At 62.5% G+C, this 16,687-nt stretch carries 16 protein-coding genes; 4 read left to right on the top strand and 12 right to left on the bottom strand.

Translation table 11 applies throughout. From position 1 onward, the window contains the following. Positions 1-217 precede the first annotated feature (217 nt). Positions 218-943, top strand: a complete 726-nt coding sequence (locus GR197_RS22035; protein WP_164013375.1) for a glutathione S-transferase — start codon at positions 218-220, stop codon at positions 941-943. Between the two features lies 1 nt (position 944). On the opposite strand, the gene ligD is transcribed toward GR197_RS22035, so the two are convergent. The 6 genes from ligD to GR197_RS22065 form a co-directional block, all read right to left on the bottom strand. Next, on the bottom strand, positions 945-1,841 hold the full coding sequence (ligD, locus tag GR197_RS22040) for a non-homologous end-joining DNA ligase (protein WP_164013377.1): 897 nt from the start codon (positions 1,839-1,841) through the stop codon (positions 945-947). Further along, positions 1,838-2,845 carry a DNA topoisomerase IB gene (locus GR197_RS22045; protein ID WP_164013379.1) on the bottom strand — a complete coding sequence of 336 codons (1,008 nt, stop codon included), beginning with the start codon at positions 2,843-2,845 and terminating at the stop codon, positions 1,838-1,840. The genes ligD and GR197_RS22045 overlap by 4 nt, the downstream gene beginning before the upstream one ends. Positions 2,846-2,860: 15 nt before the next feature. Then, positions 2,861-5,017, bottom strand: coding sequence for a glycogen debranching protein GlgX (glgX, locus tag GR197_RS22050; RefSeq protein WP_164013381.1), 2,157 nt, complete (start codon positions 5,015-5,017; stop codon positions 2,861-2,863). A 102-nt stretch (positions 5,018-5,119) separates the two neighbouring features. Further along, entirely contained in the window at positions 5,120-5,914 is a 795-nt protein-coding gene (locus GR197_RS22055; RefSeq protein WP_164013393.1) for an SDR family NAD(P)-dependent oxidoreductase, read from the bottom strand. Between the two features lie 347 nt (positions 5,915-6,261). Beyond that, on the bottom strand, positions 6,262-7,476 hold the full coding sequence (locus GR197_RS22060) for an MFS transporter (RefSeq protein ID WP_164013394.1): 1,215 nt from the start codon (positions 7,474-7,476) through the stop codon (positions 6,262-6,264). Positions 7,477-7,612: 136 nt separating this feature from the next. Next, on the bottom strand, positions 7,613-8,095 hold the full coding sequence (locus tag GR197_RS22065) for a GNAT family N-acetyltransferase (RefSeq protein WP_164013396.1): 483 nt from the start codon (positions 8,093-8,095) through the stop codon (positions 7,613-7,615). A gap of 255 nt (positions 8,096-8,350) precedes the next feature. On the opposite strand from GR197_RS22065, the gene GR197_RS22070 reads away from it, so the two are divergent. Then, positions 8,351-9,286: a transglutaminase domain-containing protein gene (locus GR197_RS22070; protein ID WP_164013398.1), complete on the top strand. Its 936-nt coding sequence runs from the start codon at positions 8,351-8,353 to the stop codon at positions 9,284-9,286. A gap of 114 nt (positions 9,287-9,400) precedes the next feature. Here GR197_RS22070 and pcaF read toward each other — a convergent pair whose 3' ends face one another. Genes pcaF through GR197_RS22085 form a run of 3 tightly spaced genes read right to left on the bottom strand, consistent with a single transcriptional unit; the run spans position 9,401 to position 12,009 of the window. Continuing rightward, positions 9,401-10,606: a 3-oxoadipyl-CoA thiolase gene (gene pcaF / locus GR197_RS22075; RefSeq protein WP_164013400.1), complete on the bottom strand. Its 1,206-nt coding sequence runs from the start codon at positions 10,604-10,606 to the stop codon at positions 9,401-9,403. A gap of 9 nt (positions 10,607-10,615) precedes the next feature. Then, a complete protein-coding gene (locus GR197_RS22080; RefSeq protein ID WP_164013402.1) occupies positions 10,616-11,305 on the bottom strand; it encodes a CoA transferase subunit B in 690 nt (229 codons plus the stop codon). Then, positions 11,302-12,009: a 3-oxoacid CoA-transferase subunit A gene (locus GR197_RS22085; protein WP_164013404.1), complete on the bottom strand. Its 708-nt coding sequence runs from the start codon at positions 12,007-12,009 to the stop codon at positions 11,302-11,304. Before GR197_RS22085 ends, GR197_RS22080 begins: the two co-directional genes overlap by 4 nt. 155 nt (positions 12,010-12,164) lie before the next feature. Here GR197_RS22085 and GR197_RS22090 point away from each other — a divergent pair, with 155 nt between their 5' ends. Then, positions 12,165-12,923, top strand: coding sequence for an IclR family transcriptional regulator domain-containing protein (locus GR197_RS22090; protein ID WP_164013406.1), 759 nt, complete (start codon positions 12,165-12,167; stop codon positions 12,921-12,923). A gap of 52 nt (positions 12,924-12,975) precedes the next feature. On the opposite strand, the gene GR197_RS22095 is transcribed toward GR197_RS22090, so the two are convergent. Next, a complete protein-coding gene (locus tag GR197_RS22095; protein WP_164013408.1) occupies positions 12,976-14,520 on the bottom strand; it encodes an acid phosphatase in 1,545 nt (514 codons plus the stop codon). Between the two features lie 198 nt (positions 14,521-14,718). Here GR197_RS22095 and GR197_RS22100 point away from each other — a divergent pair, with 198 nt between their 5' ends. Beyond that, on the top strand, positions 14,719-16,008 hold the full coding sequence (locus tag GR197_RS22100; RefSeq protein WP_164013410.1) for a cytochrome-c peroxidase: 1,290 nt from the start codon (positions 14,719-14,721) through the stop codon (positions 16,006-16,008). Between the two features lie 237 nt (positions 16,009-16,245). Here the strand turns inward: GR197_RS22100 and GR197_RS22105 are convergent, their stop codons facing one another. Continuing rightward, on the bottom strand, positions 16,246-16,530 hold the full coding sequence (locus GR197_RS22105; RefSeq protein WP_164013411.1) for a hypothetical protein: 285 nt from the start codon (positions 16,528-16,530) through the stop codon (positions 16,246-16,248). 59 nt (positions 16,531-16,589) lie between these two features. Continuing rightward, positions 16,590-16,687, bottom strand: a 98-nt coding sequence (locus tag GR197_RS22110; protein WP_156536171.1) for an integrase core domain-containing protein, incomplete at its 5' end; no start/stop codon positions are given.

Below are 16,687 nucleotides of genomic sequence, written 5' to 3' on the forward strand. Positions count from 1 at the left end.
TCCTTTATTGTGGGCGGTGTTCCCACGCAAACCTGATAAAACCAGCTTTTGTTCCGATATTGAAGCGACCCTATGACCGGAACTTTCGGCCGCAGCACTGGTTTGACCCCTTTGCAGCAGAAGAGGTGACGATGCCCGACACGCGGCGCTGCACCCCTGAAAACGCCAGGGACGAACTGCGAACAGACTCCGGTCGTCAACCGAGGGATTGAACACCATGGCATACGAGCTTTATTATTGGGACGGCCTTCAGGGGCGCGGCGAATTTGTGCGATTGGCGCTGGAGGAAGCCGGCGCCGACTATGTCGACATCACCCGAGAGCCCAGTCGCGGTACGGATGCCATGTTCACCCTGATGAAGAGCGACAGCGAACCGCACATCCCCTTCGCCCCGCCCTTCCTGAAGGACAGCGACCTGATTATCCCGCATGTCGCCAACATCCTATTTTACCTCGGCCCGAGGCTTGGCCTTGCGCCTGAAGACGAAGGCCTTCGCCACGTCGCCAATGGGTTGCAGCTCACCATCACCGATTTTGTCGCCGAGGTGCATGATACGCATCACCCGATCGACACGTCGCTCTACTACGAGGACCAGAAGCCGGAAGCGAAAGCCCGCTCCGCCGCCTTCATCCGCGATCGCATTCCGAAATTCCTTGGTTATTTCGAGCGTGTTCTGCGGCAGAACCCTGCAGGTTCCCACAATATTGTGGGAAATGCGCTGACCTATGTCGACCTGTCGCTCTTCCAGATGATCGAGGGCCTGACCTATGCCTTTCCGAAAGCCATGGCCAGGCGCAAAGCGGAATATCCGGCGCTGCTCGCCCTGCATGATCGAGTGGAAAAACGTCCGAACATCGCCGGCTATATCGCTTCGCCTCGCCGCCTCGCCTTCAACGAGGACGGGATTTTCCGGCATTATCCCGAGCTCGACAGCGAGGAATGAGCTAACCGCTCAGTGGCACGGCGGCATCGAAGAAATCGCCCCACGGGTCCTTCGGCCGGGTCTTCAATTGCTGCGGCACATTGGCAAGCGTGAAGGCGGCCGGGCCGCTGACCTCGTTCAATTCGGACCAATCGAGCGGCATCGAAACCGGCGCGCCCGGTCGTGCCCGCGTCGAATAGGCCGCAACCGCGGTGCTGCCACGGCCGTTGCGAAGATAATCGATATAGATGTGCCCGCCGCGTTTGGCCTTCGTCGCGGTCGACAGATACTTTTCCGGTGCGTCAGCCGACATGCTTTCGGCAAGCGAATGGGCGAAATCCTTCACCTCGGCCCAGCCGGCCTTCGGCGCGAGCGGCGACACCACATGCAGTCCCTTGCCGCCCGATGTCTTGACGAAGGCGGCAAGGCCCCGGGCTTCGAGCCGCGCCTTCACGTCAAGCGCTGCCGCAATCACCGCGCTCCAGGCGACGTCTTCGCCCGGATCGAGATCCATGGTGATCATATCCGGTCTTTCCCAATGATCGGTCGTCGTGCCCCAGGGGTGAATTTCGAGCGCGGCCGACTGCACCAGCGCCACCAGGCCGTCGAAATCGACGATGCGCAGCAGCTTTTCGCCGTCCATATCCTGCGGATCGGCGATCTCCTCGATATGAGGATTCATGCCCTTCCAGGCATGCTTCTGGAAAAACCGCTGATGGCTCTTTATCCCGTCCGGCAGGCGTAGCAGCGCCAAGGGCCGGTCGACGAGAAAAGGCGCCATGAACGGCCAGACCGCCGCATAATAGTCCGCGAGCGCCTGCTTCGTCACGTCCTCGTCCGGCCAGTACAACCGGTCAGGATGGGTCAGGGCTACGTCTGATTTCGGCGGATGACTTGCCGATGGATGTTTGGGGCTCATTCCTCGATCTCGCGTGTGAGGAAATCAAGTAGCCTGTTTTCCTCGGCCCGCAAGCCCCGTAGCGGTTCGCTGCCGCTCTCGATCAGAGGATGATCGTTGCCTGCGAGCGCGATGATCGACGGATGGATATAGCTCGAGCGGGAAATCGCCGGCGTGTTGTGCAATGCCTCGGCGGAGGCTTCCGACATCTGTTTTACCGTCGGCCGGGCGCCGCCGGCAATCACCTCGCGCGCCGCTCCGAAAGCCGCCAGCGAGCCAGCCCATGTGCGGAAGGTCTTCGCCGAGATTGGAATTCCCGATATCTCGGCCAGATAAGCGTTCAGCCTGCCGGAATCGATCGGCTTCAGCGCTCCGCTTTCATCCTTCCAGACGAACAGTTGCCGGCCGGGCAGATCGGCGATCTCCTCCAGGATCTTCTGCAGCCGCGGATGCTTGAGGCTGCGCTGTACGCGTTTGCCGCCCTTGGCGCGGAATTTCAGCTCGATCTGCCCTTCGACGATCTTCAGGTGCCGCTTGAGCAGCGTCGTTGCGCCATAGGTGCCATTTTCCCGGACATAAGCCTGGTTGCCGACGCGTAAGTGCGCCTCGTCGAGCAAGGTCGTCAGGGCCGCCAGCACGCCGTGGACATCCTCGGTGCCGGTGTCGAGATGGCGCAGAACGGTGCGACGGATCTTCGGCAGCGCTCGACCGAACTCGATCAGCTGATGGAATTTCCCGGCACTGCGGAAAGACTGCCATTCCTTGTGATAGCGATATTGCTTGCGGCCTCGCGCATCAATGCCCGTCGCCTGCAAATGGCCGTTGTCGTAGAGGCAGATCCAGACATTCTCGTAGGCCGGCGGCAGGCCGAGCGCGCCGATGCGCGCCCGCTGCAATTCATCGGCAAGCGTCGTGCCGTCGGGCATGACATAGCTGAAGCCCTTACCCTTCCTTCGTCTGCGGATGCCTGGTTCGGTGTCGCTGACATAGACGAGACCAAGTTCGGTGATGGTTTCGGCATTCATCTTTTCTGCGACCCGCTATTTGCTCCGGCGCCCGAACTGGAACCAGCGGCGCCGCTCGGCTTTTGTCGCGTCCTTCGGCGGCTCGGTCTGGCCCGTCGGCGCAAAGACCGCGACGCTCTGGGCATAGACCATGACTGGATTGTCCTCATGGTGCACCTCGAAGGCGTCCGTCTCCGTCCCGGTATCGAGAACCCGCGACCACTCTTCCAGCCCGTTCACCTCGGGCAGGTGGATCTGACAATCGCCGCCGGCGTTGAAGACCAGGAAAAGGTCGTCCATCGTCTCGGTCTCAGGCGCAAGCGCGCTCCTTGAGACATAGACGCCGAGCACCTGCAATCCATCGTCGTTCCAGGCCCCCTCATCCATGAAGCTGCCGTCCGGCTTGTACCAGGCGATCTCGATGCGCCCGTCCTCGCTGGTCTCGCCGGTCAGAAACCGCTCCTGCCGCAGCACCGGATGCGCCTTGCGGAAGGCGATGGCCTGCCGGCAGAATTCGAGGAAGGGATCGTCGAGCCCATCCCAGCCCGTCCAGCCGATTTCATTGTCCTGGCAATAGGCGTTGTTGTTGCCGCCCTGGCTGTTGCCGAGCTCGTCGCCGGCCAGGATCATCGGCACGCCCTGGGAGAGCATCAGCGTCGCAATCATGTTGCGCCGCCGCCGGGCGCGTGCGGCATTGATGTCCGGACTATCGGTTGCGCCCTCGGCGCCCATATTATCGGAATGATTGTCGGAATGGCCGTCGCGGCCATCCTCGCCGTTCGCCTCGTTGTGCTTGTCGTCGAAGGACACTGTATCCATCAGCGTGAAGCCGTCATGGGCCGACAGAAGATTGACCGAGGAGGTGGCGCCCCGGTCGGAATGGTTGAACTGCGGCGCCGAACCGGTGACGCGGGCCGCTACCTCCGACACCATGCCGCCATCGCCCTTCCAGAAACGGCGAACGTCGTCGCGGAACTTGTCGTTCCATTCGCGGAAGGGATGCGGGAAGCCGCCGACCTGATAGCCGCCCTCGCCGATATCCCAGGGTTCGGCGATCAGCTTGACGCCGGAGAGAACCGGATCCTGCCTGATGGCGCCGAAGAACGCGCCCTGGCGGTCGAATTCCAGATCCTGCCGTCCGAGCGTGCTGGCAAGATCGAAGCGGAAGCCGTCGATATGCATGACGCCGACCCAGTAGCGCAGGCTGTCGAGCACCATGCGCATCACCATCGGATGCGCGACATTCAGCGTATTGCCGGTTCCGGTCGTATCGAAAGTGTGGCGGGGATCATCGGGCGAGAGGATGTAATAGCTGGCATTGTCGAGCCCGCGGAAGGACAGGGTCGGTCCTTTCTCGCTGCCCTCGGCCGTGTGGTTGTAGACCACATCCATGATCACCTCGATGCCGGCGGCATGGAACTTCCGCACCATGGTCTTGATCTCGGTGATCTTGTCGCCGGACATGTAGCGCGATTGCGGCGCGAAGAAGCCGAGCGTCTGGTAACCCCAATAGTTCCTCAGCTTGTTTTCGAGGAGATAACGATCATCGAGGAAAAATTGGATCGGTAAAAGCTCGATCGCCGAGATGCCGAGCTTGACGAGATGGTCGATGATCGGATCGCTGCACATGCCGAGAAAGGTGCCGCGCAGCCGGTCGGGCACCTTCGGATGCGTCATCGTCAGCCCGCGCACATGCGCCTCGTAGATGATGGTATCGGGCCAGGGCCGGCGGATTGCCTCTTCACCCGCCCAGTCGAAGTCCGGATCCTGGACCACGCCCTTGACCGTGAACGGTGCGCTGTCGCGCTCGTCGAAGGAAAGGTCGTCCTCGCCGATCTGATAGCCGAACAGCGCGTCGTCCCATTGCAATTCGCCGGTCACCTGCTTGGCATAGGGGTCGAGCAGCAGCTTGTTGGCATTGAAGCGATGGCCGGCGTTAGGGTCATAGGGTCCATGGGCGCGATAGCCGTAGACGGTGCCCGGCCCGACGCCGGCGACATAACCCGACCAGATGTCGCCCTCGCGCTTCGGCAGCGGCATCCGGGCGATCTCTTTCTTTCCGTCAGGAGAGAACAGGCAGAGCTCTATCTGTTCCGCATGCGCCGAGAAGACGGCGAAATGGGTACCGGAACCCGTATACTCCGCCCCCAGCTCCGGCTTGAGGAAGTCGAGTTCCGAAAATGAAAAGCTCATGATGCCCCGCTCAATGAAAATACCAAGCGGGAAACGTTACGGCCGTTCTAAAGTTCCCTCCGGAATAGGAAAAGCAACGATGTCGCCGGGCAGAGAGGGCGTTTACGGCATCAACTGGCCGCCATTGACCTCGATGATCTGGCCGGTGATGTAGCCGGACAGCGTCGGCGAGGCGAGGAAGAGATAGGCCCCGACGCAATCCTCCGACGTGCCGACGAAACCCATCGGGATCGACTTGCGCTGCAGCTCCATCTGCTCGTCATTGGTATAACGCTCATGGAAGGGCGTGGCGATGACGCCAGGCGCCACGGCGTTGACGCGGATCCTGTCGGCGACGAATTCCTTGGCGTGGCCGCGGGTGATCGTCGAAACGAAGCCCTTCGATGCCGCATAGAGGATCGCCCCGTTGCCGCCGCCATTGCGAGCAGCGATCGAGGTGGTGTTGATGATGAAGCCGCCCTGCTTTTTCAGCCACGGATGGGCCGCCCGCGTTGCCGCCAGCACCGAGCGGGCATTGAGATCCATGACAGCGGCATAATGCGCGTCGGTATATTCCGACGTCGGCTTGCGCCCCAGCATGCCGCCCGCATTGTTGATGAGGCCGTCGAGGTGGCCGAAGGTCTTCGCCGTCTCCTCGACGACGCGCTCGGTCTCGCCCTCGCGCGACACGTCGCCCTGGATCAGATGCACGGTGCCGCCGGCAGCCCTGATCTCCTCGGCGAGCACTTCTGCCGGCTCCCGGCTGGCATTGTAGTGCACGCCGACCTTAGCGCCTTGCGCCGCAAAAGCGCGGGCGAGCGCCGCCCCGATGCCGGTCGAGGCGCCGGTGATCAGCACAGCCTTGCCGGCGAGATCCGGCAGTTTGATCGATGCGAGCGATTGCGCAAGTTCTACCATGGCTAAGACAGCCTCCCGAAAAACCAAGGACATAGGTGATGAAACAGATTGGGGGAGTCTATCAGCCGAAATCGGCGAAGGGCAATGCACGAAAGCGGGAGAATTGCATCGTGGGGGATGGCCGGTTCCGAGCACCCAAAGACCCCTCGCCAGCCCCTCCCCACAAGGGGGAGGGGCTAAGCTGCGGTGTCCGGCGGCAACCAACAGAAGAGGTCTAGCTGGCTGTTAACCTCCGACGGATTGGTACGATGGAGGGGTACGTGAAGCGGTGCGGCACGTTCGCCCCTCCCCCTTGTGGGGAGGGGTTGGGGAGGGGTTTTGGGCTGACCTCACCGACCACCATCTCATCAAGGAGCCACTCCAAAGACCGGCTGCGGCTTCGGGCGCACGAGCGGCGGGAATGCCAGCGCGATGGCTGCAGCCCCGAGCCCGACCATCGCCGAGCCGATGAACAGCCAGGAATAATTGGCGAAGGTGTCGAAGATCCAGCCGCCGATAAGAGGGCCGAAGGCCATGCCGAGGCTGGAGAGCATCGTCGCCGCGCCCAGGACGGTGCCAAGGATGCGCGGCCCGAAATATTCCCGCGCCAGCACCGCATAGAGCGGCATCACGCCCCCATAGGCGCTGCCGAAGACGATGGCGAGCGCATAGAATTGGGTCAGCTCGCTGACGAGGAGATAGGTAGCAAGCGCCCCCGCCTGCACCAGCAGGCCGGCGACCAGCACCGGCTTCACCCCGATCCTGTCGGCAAGACTGCCATAGAGCAGCCGGCCGCCGAGGCCAGCCAGGCCTTCGACGCTGTAGATGCTGACGGCTGCCATCGGGGCGACGCCGCAGATCGTCGCATAATTGACCATGTGGAAGATCGGCCCGGAATGGGCCGCACAACAGGCAAAGAAGGTCAGGCCGAGCACGATGAATTGCGGCGACCGGAAGACTTTCGAGAGCTGCGGCTGGGCGCCGTCGACTGCGAATTCGGCGCCGGTATCGGCGGCCTCAGCCGGCGGGCGTCTGACCAAGAGGGCGGCCGGCACGAGCAGCACCCAGGCCGCGACGCCAATGATCAACATGGCCGGCCGCCATTCATAGGCCGAGATCAGCCAGCGCGCGAAAGGCGAGATCGTCATCGGCGCGACGCCCATGCCGGCGGAAACGAGCGACACCGCCAGGCCACGATTTTCGTCGAACCAGCCGATGGTCGCCGCGATCATCGGCGCGAAAAAGGTGCTGGCAGCCAATCCGACGAGGATGCCATAGGTCAGTTGGAACTGCAGCAGCGTCTCGGCGCGGCTGGCCAGCACCAGCGCCAGACCGAGCAGCACGGAGCCGATCATCACGACGATGCGCGGGCCGAAGCGGTCGCTGGCCGCACCCCAGAGGAAGCCGCCGAAGCCCATGACGATGAAATTCAGCGTCATCGCGCTGGCAATGCCGACATGCGACCAGCCGGTCGCGGTCGCGATCGGTTCCTGGAAAATCGCCAGCGAGAACATCGCGCCGATGGCCACGCACGACATCAATGCGCCCAAGGCGACGATGACCCAACGATAGGAAACACCCATGGCTTCATAACCTCCCTGCCGACAGAGTGATCGCGACGCATACGGCAAGCCTACCGCACTTCGCGTCTGCGATCTAAAGACGTTTGAACCGCTGCGATTTCGACAGCACACTCACATCTTTTTTGGGCGGGCAGTTCTACAGAGTCCGAAACATCACCAGCGCGTCGACATACCCCTCTGTCGGATGAAGGAAGACGCCGGGAAGACGGCCGACGATGTCGAAGCCGAGGGATTGCCAGAGCTGGACGGCGCGGCGGTTGCTGCTGACCACGAAATTGAACTGCATGGCGCGAAAGCCGCTTTCGTGAGCGTGCTGCAGGGAATGTTCATGCATCAGGCGGGCGACGCCACGGCCGCTGGCGGCTGCATCGGTCATGTAGCCGCAATCGCAGACATGCCGGCCGCCGCCGGCCTGATTGGCCTTGATGTAATAGGTGCCGAGGATCATGCCATCCTCTTCGGCGACGAAGGTCTCGCGGTCCGGCCCCATCCAGTAGGCGAGCGCATCGGCTTCGGAGAGATCGCGGTCGAGCGCATAGGTCTCACCGGCGCGGATCGTCGGGCCGATGATCTTCCAGATGGCATCTCGATCGTCGTTGTCTGCGGGTCGGATCAGCATGCCCGATCTCTACCGAAGCCTGACATGGCGTGCAACGGCTCAAGCGCTCTCAAACCCTTTCGAGCGCGATCGCAATGCCCGCCGACGAACATGGTCGACAGCGAATATTTCCCGCCGGTCTCCACAAGCGCCAGCGGCGCTGGCGGACATGCCGAGCGGGAGGCCAGGAAGCAACCTCCGCAACCAGGATCAAGCGGCATATCAAATTCGATGGCAAACACAGGCGAACAGTCAGTCCAACGACAGGAGATTGTCATGAACGCCACAATCCTTTCCGCCCTTTTGCGAGCGCAGGGCGCTCAACAACGTAGGCTCGAACATTACACGAAGCATTCTCCCTTTAGTGCTCCCGGCCGCCATTCCGCGCGCTTCGATGTATTGCCGGCAGATCCGGCGGGCGTCGCCCGTACGGTGCAGACTTTGCTGATCTACGAACATGCGGCAAAGCCGTTCTACGGTTACAAAATTCCCGAGGCGCGCCGCGCCGAGAGCCACATCCGACCGACGGAGAAGATTCTAGATGCGATGCTAGCACTCGACGATCGTCCGCTTTCTGTCGCCCGTTCGCCCGAGAAACGCCTGGTCGGCATCTGCCGCCACTACATGTTGCTTTCCATCGCAATCCTTCGCCATCACGGCGTTCCCGCCCGAGGCCGGGGTGGCTTCGGCGCCTACTTTAATCCAGGTAAGTTCGAAGATCATTGGGTCTGCGAGTACTGGAAGGCGGATGATGGGCGCTGGGCGCTGCTGGACAGTCAGTTAGACGAAGTCTTCATCCGCAATCTCGGAATCGGCTTCGACATCCACGACGTTCCGCGCGACCAGTTCTTGACCGCCTCCGACGCCTGGCGCAGATGCCGCAGCGGAGAACTCGATCCAAACCTGTTCGGCATCGAGTTCGCACAGCTTCGTGGTCTCTGGTTCATCGCCGGCAACCTGATCCGCGACCTCGCCACTCTCAACGGTGGCGAAGTCCTGCCATGGGACACATGGGGAGCACAACCCGCGCCGTATGCAATGCTTTCAGAGGCGGAACTCGATCTGTTTGACGAGATCGCCTTGCTCACGGCCGATCCGGATGCACATTTCGACACGTTAAACCGGCGTTTTGCTGAGGATGCGAAATTGCGCCTGCCCGAAAGCGTGTTCAACGCATTGCGCCAGCGTCAGGAAAAGATGTTCGAGGGCTGAGGCACCGCGGTACGTCCCTTCTCCCAAGACGCTAGCTTTACCGCTGCCTCTTTCGTCCTAGCGCCTTTTGGAGATGTGGTGCCTTCCAGGGACCAACATGTGGCTTTGCTTTCATCAGACCCTCTGCAAAGCTATGGCGATCCCCTGCCCGACGCCGATGCACATGGTCGACAGCGAGTATTTCCCGCCGGTCTCCAGAAGCTCGAGCGCTGCCGTGCCGGTGATGCGGGCGCCCGACATGCCAAGCGGATGGCCGAGCGCGATCGCGCCGCCGTTGCGGTTCACCCGCTGATCGTCATCGGCAATGCCGAGCGCCCGCAGCACCGCCAGCCCCTGGCTGGCAAAGGCCTCATTGAGTTCGATCACGTCGAACTGTTCCTGGGTCATGCCGAGCCGGGCCATCAGCTTGCGCGAGGCCGGGATCGGCCCGACGCCCATCACCCGTGGCGGAACGGCGGCGGCCGCGCCGCCGAGGATGCGGGCGATCGGCGTCAGGCCATACTTTCGCACCGCCGCTTCCGAAGCGACGATCAGCGCGGCTGCCCCGTCATTAACGCCGGAGGCATTGCCTGCGGTCACCGTGCCACCCTCTTTCTTGAAAGGTGTGGCGAGTTTCGCCAGCGTCTCGATCGTCGTTGCGCGCGGATGCTCGTCCTTGTCGACGATGACGGGATCGCCCTTGCGCTGCGGGATGGTCACCGCAGTAATCTCTTTCGCCAACCGTCCGCTCGCCTGGGCGGCGGCGGCCTTGGCCTGGCTGCGCACCGCAAAGGCATCCTGATCCTCGCGGCTGACCTTATAGTCCTCGGCGACGTTTTCACCGGTCTCCGGCATGGAATCGACGCCGTACTGCTTCTTCATCACAGGATTGACGAAGCGCCAGCCGATCGTCGTGTCGTGGATCTCAGCCGCCCGCGAAAAGGCCGTCTCGGCCTTCGGCATGACGAAGGGTGCCCGCGACATGCTTTCGACGCCGCCTGCGATCATCAGCTCGGCCTCGCCGGCGCGGATGGCGCGCGCCGCCGTGATCACCGCATCCATGCCGGAACCGCAGAGCCGGTTGATCGTCGTGCCCGGGACAGCAATCGGCAGGCCGGCGAGCAGCGCCGACATGCGCGCGACATTGCGGTTGTCCTCGCCCGCCTGGTTGGCGCAGCCGAAGATCACATCGTCGACGGCTTCCCAATCGATGGCGCCATTGCGTTCCATCAGCACCTTCAACGGGATGGCGCCGAGATCATCGGCACGCACCGGGGAGAGCGAGCCGGCGAAGCGGCCGATCGGCGTCCTGATATAGTCGCAGATAAAGGCTTCGGTCATGGCTTTTCCTCAGAGTTTCGGGACGACGAGGTCGGCAACCGGCCCCACGACATGGAGGGCCGCGCCGGTCATCGCCTGCAATTCCTCCTGCGACATCGTGGCCAGCTTCTCGCGCAGGACGAAGCGCCCGTCGACGATGTCGATGACGGCATGACTGGTATAGACGCGGGTAATGCAGGCGACACCGGTCAGCGGGAAGGTGCATTTTTCCACCAGCTTCGGCTCGCCTGTCTTGGTGACATGCTCGGTGATGACGCAGACCTGCTTGGCGCCGTGCACCAGATCCATGGCGCCGCCGACGGCCGGCACGCCCTTGCTGCCGACCCGCCAATTGGCAAGGTCGCCGCTTTGGGCGACCTGATAGGCGCCGAGGATGGCGACGTCGAGATGGCCGCCGCGCACCATGGCGAAACTGTCGGCGTGATGGAAGAAGGCCGCGCCCGGCTTCAGCGTCACCGCCTTCTTGCCGGCGTTGATCAGGTCCCAATCCTCTTCGCCTTCGGCCGGCGGTTCGCCGAAATTCAGAATGCCGTTTTCCGTGTGGAAGATCGCCTCGCGGCCGGGCGGCTGATAACGCGCGACCATTTCGGGAAAGCCGATGCCGAGGTTCACATAGGCGCCGTCGGCGATGTCCTGAGCGGCGCGCCAGGCGATCTGCGCATTGGAGAGCTTGATGTCTTCTCTAAGATCGACGGTCATACGTAGGCCACTCCGGCTCGAATGAGCTCTTCTTCCTGCTGCGGATGGGGAACAGCGACGACGCGGTCGACGAAGATGCCGGGTGTGACCACATGCTCGGGATCGATGCCGCCGGCCGGCACGATGGATGAAACCTGGACGATGGTCTTGGCCGCGGCCATGCACATCAGCGGATTGAAGTTGCGGCCGGCCTTGTTGTAGGTGAGGTTGCCCTGGATATCGCCGACCTCTGCCTTGACGATGGCGAAATCGGCCTTCAGCCAGCGTTCCTGCACGTAATGGCGGCCGTCGAATTCGGCGATGACCTTGCCGTCGGCGAGTTCCGTGCCGTAGGCCGTCGGCGTGTAGAAGGCCGGAATGCCGGCCCCGCCGGCGCGGATGCGTTCGGCCAGCGTGCCCTGCGGCACCAGTTCGAGCTCGATTTCGCCGGCAAGATATTTGTCGGTGAACGCGCGCGGATCCGACGAACGCGGGAAGGAGCAGATCATCTTTCTGACCATGCCGGCATCGATCATCGCCGCGATGCCGATGCGGCCATTGCCGGCATTGTTGTTGATCACGGTGAGGTTTTTCGGCCCCCTGTCGATCAAGGCATGAATCAATTCGATCGGCGCGCCCGAGCCGCCGAAACCACCGATCATCACGGTCGCGCCGTCACCGATCTCGGAAACGGCTTCCGCCGTGCTCCCGACTGTCTTGTCCATGCGGCGACCTCTCCTTGGCTCGATCCGGTCGGGAGTTTTGTCCCGTCCTCCTGTTGCAGAGATAAAGCGCAGAAAGGGTAGACTGCAAGATAATTTGTGCGTTATTTGACTTTTGTTCATATAACGCACAAACTCAATGGATGGAGGACCGAACCATGCGCGAAACGGATTTTGTCAGCGGCTTTGCCCGCGGCCTGAAGGTCATCGAAGCTTTCGGCGAAACGCGGCAGCGGCTGTCGATCGCCGAGGCGGCCAAGCTGACGGATCTCGACCGCGCCACCGTGCGACGGTCGCTGCTGACGCTGGCCGAGCTCGGTTATGCCGATTACGACGGCAAGTTCTTCATCCTGACGCCGAAGATCCTGCGGCTTGGCCATGCCTATCTCTCAGCCACGCCGCTACCGGCGCTGCTGCAGCCGCATCTCGATCATCTCTCGGAACGCGCCGGCCAGAGCGCCTCGGCCTCGGTGCTCGATGGCACCGAAATCGTCTATATCGCCCGGGCCTCGCAGCGCCGCGTCATGTCGATCAACCTCACCCCCGGCAGCCGCCTGCCCGCATATTGCGCCTCGATGGGCCGCGTGCTGCTCGCGGCGCTCACTGAGACCGAGGCGCGCGCCATCCTTGCCCGCAGCGAGCTGAAGCAGAACACCCCGAATACCAAGACCGATCCGGACGAGCTGATCGCCGAATTCCGCCACATCCGCACCGAAGGTTACGCCATCATCGATCAGGAGTTGGAGATCGGCCTCTGCTCGATCGCCGTGCCTGTGGAAAACGACCGCGGCGACACCATTGCGGCGATCAATATCGGCGCCCCGGCCGCTCTCGTCCCGGCCGCCGAGATGAAGGCGCGTTATCTGCCATTGCTCAGGGAAACCCAGGCCGCCTTGCGGCCGCTGCTGCGCCGGTGACGGCAACATGGAAAGGGGCGGTCCCGGTCAACGCCGGGGCCGCCCGCAATTGTCAATGCGTCAGGTCGAGCGCGGCCGTGAGGTCCCCCATCGGCGGCCGGCCGTTATCAGCAAGCGCCTTGTCGCGGGCGAGAATGCCCGGCAGCACCGGCAAATCGTAGCGCGCGGTGATCAGGCGGATGATCGAGGTCGTGTCGTATTGGGTATGATCGACACTGCCATCCTTGGCGAAGGGCGAGATGATGAAGGCCGGAATGCGGTTGCCCGGACCCCAGCGGTCGGCTTTCGGCGGCGCGACGTGATCCCAGAAGCCGCCATTCTCGTCATAGGTGACGACGACGAGCATATGGCCCCATTGCGGGCTCTTCTCGAGGTGCGAGACAATATCGGCAAGATGCTGGTCGCCGCTCGAGACATCAGCATAACCGCCATGTTCGTTGAGGTTGCCCTGCGGCTTGTAAAAGGAAACCGCCGGCAGCTTGCCTGCGTCGATATCCTTGAGGAAGGCCTCGCCGCCAAGGCCGCCGTCTTTCAGATGTTCGGCGCGCGCCGGTGTGCCGGGCGCGAAATTGGCGAAATAGTTGAAGGGCTGATGGTGGAACTGGAAGTTCGGCACCGGCGTGGCGTTCTTGCCGTCAAGTGCTGCCTGCCAGGCGCCGCCGTACCAGGACCAGCTGACGCCTTTCAGCGACAGGAGGTCGCCGATGGTCACCGCATGCTGCGGCGGCAGCGTCGTGGCGGCAGTCGGATCGGCATAGGCCGGATCGCCGTCCTTGGCCGGTGGATTGGCGCTCGGCTGGTAGGGCGGCTGCATGGTGTTGACGGCGTAGAAGTCGGGCGTCAGCGTGCCGTCGGAGACGAATTTCGGGGCGCCCTCCAGCGCCGATTTCGGGGCGTTGTCGGCCACAACAAGCGACGTGCCGTCGGCATCGACCTTGGCGATCACTGGCTTGGCCGGGCTCTTGTCGGCATCCGGATAATAGGGCGCGCAGGCGCAGACCAGCGCGAAGTGATTGAGGAACGAGCCGCCGAAGGCGCCCTGGAAGAAATTGTCGGCAATGACGTATTTCTTCGCCACCTGCCACATCGGCAGGATAGAGCCGTCATAATGGCCCATGACCAGGCTGCCGGAATCGGCCCAGGCGACGAATTTGTCGTTCTTGCCGCCGTCGATCTGCATCTGCTCCTGGTAGAAACGGTGCCAGAGATCGCGGGTGATGACCGAAGGCGTCTGGGCAAAACCCTTGGGATCGTCGATCGCGAAGCTGGCATTGGCAAGATGGGCCGACTGCGCTTCGGTGACAGCAGGCGTCACGCCCTTGGCGGTCAGGCCGCCCCAGGCCGGCGGCAGTTCGGCGAGCGGCTGGCCGTTGCGGTCGAGCTGGCGGGCCTGCTCGGCACTGACATTGGCAAGGCCATCGGCGCCGGGAAAGCTGCCATAGAGATTATCGAAGCTGCGGTTTTCGGCATAGATGACGACGATATTGTCGATCTTGTCGTAACCAGCGGGTGCGGCATGGGCTGCCGTCGCCATGGCAAGCGGCATCATCGCCGATCCGGCGAGACAGAGGGCATTGAGGAGTTTCAGTCTTTTCACAGGGGGCACCTCATGACTGGGGGCGTTGGCTAGAGGGAGCGAAAAACGCTCGGGGGGGCGCACAGACGCTATTCCCGCCGTCTATCAACTTTGTGACGCCGGGCTTGCCCGAGACGACGGGAGAATGACTGTCATCAATTTGTTGCAGCGAGGTTCGATCATGGAGGAACGCAGTGCCAAACTATTGGAATCCTTATCATGACGATGAAAATCATCTGGCTTGCGCGCACCGGTCTGGCCGTCGGTATCGGTGCGGCAGCGCTCTGTCTGGCCATTCTGCCCCTGCGGCAAAGCAGCGCGGCGGTGGCTTTCGGCGTGCATCCCGGCCCGATGTCGCGCGCCGAAGCCTTCGCCCGGGCGGAAACGCTGACCGCGCTCGGCCGCAAGATATTCTCAGACGCCTCTCTGTCGGCCTCGGGGCTGCAGGCCTGCGCCTCCTGCCATGATCCCGCTCACGCCTTCGGCCCGGCATCGGTCAAGCCGGTCGAGATGGCCGGCAAGGACATGAACCAGCCGGGCCTGCGCGCTGTTCCGACGCTGCGTTATCTGCAGGCGGTGCCCTCCTTCAGCGAGCATTTTTACGATTCCGAGGATGAGGGCGACGAAAGCGTCGACAATGGCCCGACCGGCGGCCTGACCTGGGACGGCCGGGTCGATCACGGCGCCGACCAGGCAAAGATCCCGCTGCTCTCGCCCTTCGAGATGGGCAACAAGGATGCGGCCGATGTGGCGGCCAAGCTGCGCAAGGCGTCCTATGCCGACGCCATCAAGGCGGCCTTCGGCGCGGCGGTGTTCGACAATCCGGAGGATACTTTCGACGCCGCCGCCGAGGCGCTCGCCACCTTCGAGCAAAGCGGCCCGGACTTCTATCCCTATTCCAGCCGCTACGACGCCTTCCTCGCCGGCAAGGCGACGCTGACGACGCAGGAATTGCACGGACGTCAGCTGTTCGAGGATCCCGCAAAGGGCAACTGTTCGAGCTGCCACTTAAGCGAACCCGCCAATGACGGCGAGCCGCCGCAATTTTCCGATTTCGGTTTCCTCGGCCTCGCCGCCCCCCGCAATATGGCGATCTCAGCCAATAGCGACCCCAACTATCACGATCTCGGCCTCTGCGGTCCGCAGCGGACTGACCTTGCCGGCCACAGCGAATATTGCGGCCTGTTCCGCACCCCGACGCTGCGCAATGTCGCGCTGAAGAAGAGCTTCTTCCACAACGGCTATTTCCACACGCTGCGCGACGTCGTCTCCTTCTATGCCAGCCGCGACAGCGATCCCGGCCGCTGGTATCCGAAAAATGCCGACGGCACGATCCGCAGATACGACGACCTGCCTGAGGCCTATTGGGACAACCTCAACCAGGACCCGCCCTTCGGCCGGAAGCCGGGCGATGGGCCTGCGCTGACCGACCCCGAAATCGACGACATCGTCGCCTTCCTGGGGACGCTGACGGATGCGGACCTGCAGCCGGAGGCAAGCGGGCATTGAAGTAATTTGGCCACCGTGTCGTTGCTGGACGAGCCGAAACGTCCAACGATTCCGGCCACTCATCACTTGGATGCAGGCCCCGGCTGACCATGCCGGGGGCATCTCCGCAACCAACACCAACACCGCACAAGAAACCTGTTTCAGCTAGTTGCTCGCAACGTGTCACCGACGCTCGGTCCGATGAGGTTCAGCGCTTTCAACAGCTACCACACCTGAAGCGCAGCCATCTCAGCGTACCTATTGCGTCCCGACCGTCCTTACCCAGGGGCCTCCAATTTCAGCGCGCTCAGCTTCCCACTCTGGTGGAAGATCTGCGATCTGATTTAGCGTCGGGTCGACATCAAGCAAAACGCCGACGCTAATGTGAAATGGTTCAAGTGGATCACTGTGATCAACACTTCCACACAAAAACTGCCAGTCCCCGTCTTCCCTAGCGACGAGAAGCGCAGGCCGTTCACGCCGGAACATATGCCCACAGCAATAGACGCCCAGTTGCGGATCTTTGAACTTTGAACTGGCCATCCCATACTCCTATCCGTCCCTAGCGCCTATTGGAGTTGCCCCATAAAAACCGGACAGGATCAGATTTCTGTTTGACGGTTTAAGAACTCGCGGGGAGATCGATATCCCAAAGCTTTGTGCGGGTGAAGCGTGTTGTAATGCTCGAACCACAATGGCA

The sequence above is a fragment of the Rhizobium phaseoli genome (genome assembly GCF_010668805.1).
GTDB lineage: Bacteria > Pseudomonadota > Alphaproteobacteria > Rhizobiales > Rhizobiaceae > Rhizobium > Rhizobium phaseoli_A.

Excerpts from the sequence above, each read along its gene's own strand:
- GR197_RS22065 (WP_164013396.1), bottom strand. The coding sequence starts at position 8,095 with ATGCTGATCCGACCCGCAGACAACGACGATCGAGATGCCATCTGGAAG.
- GR197_RS22080 (WP_164013402.1), bottom strand. The coding sequence starts at position 11,305 with ATGACCGTCGATCTTAGAGAAGACATCAAGCTCTCCAATGCGCAGATC.
- GR197_RS22035 (WP_164013375.1), top strand. The coding sequence starts at position 218 with ATGGCATACGAGCTTTATTATTGGGACGGCCTTCAGGGGCGCGGCGAA.
- GR197_RS22090 (WP_164013406.1), top strand. The coding sequence starts at position 12,165 with ATGCGCGAAACGGATTTTGTCAGCGGCTTTGCCCGCGGCCTGAAGGTC.
- GR197_RS22055 (WP_164013393.1), bottom strand. The coding sequence starts at position 5,914 with ATGGTAGAACTTGCGCAATCGCTCGCATCGATCAAACTGCCGGATCTC.
- pcaF (WP_164013400.1), bottom strand. The coding sequence starts at position 10,606 with ATGACCGAAGCCTTTATCTGCGACTATATCAGGACGCCGATCGGCCGC.
- GR197_RS22070 (WP_164013398.1), top strand. The coding sequence starts at position 8,351 with ATGAACGCCACAATCCTTTCCGCCCTTTTGCGAGCGCAGGGCGCTCAA.
- GR197_RS22085 (WP_164013404.1), bottom strand. The coding sequence starts at position 12,009 with ATGGACAAGACAGTCGGGAGCACGGCGGAAGCCGTTTCCGAGATCGGT.
- glgX (WP_164013381.1), bottom strand. The coding sequence starts at position 5,017 with ATGAGCTTTTCATTTTCGGAACTCGACTTCCTCAAGCCGGAGCTGGGG.
- GR197_RS22060 (WP_164013394.1), bottom strand. The coding sequence starts at position 7,476 with ATGGGTGTTTCCTATCGTTGGGTCATCGTCGCCTTGGGCGCATTGATG.
- GR197_RS22100 (WP_164013410.1), top strand. The coding sequence starts at position 14,719 with ATGACGATGAAAATCATCTGGCTTGCGCGCACCGGTCTGGCCGTCGGT.
- GR197_RS22105 (WP_164013411.1), bottom strand. The coding sequence starts at position 16,530 with ATGGCCAGTTCAAAGTTCAAAGATCCGCAACTGGGCGTCTATTGCTGT.
- ligD (WP_164013377.1), bottom strand. The coding sequence starts at position 1,841 with ATGAGCCCCAAACATCCATCGGCAAGTCATCCGCCGAAATCAGACGTA.
- GR197_RS22045 (WP_164013379.1), bottom strand. The coding sequence starts at position 2,845 with ATGAATGCCGAAACCATCACCGAACTTGGTCTCGTCTATGTCAGCGAC.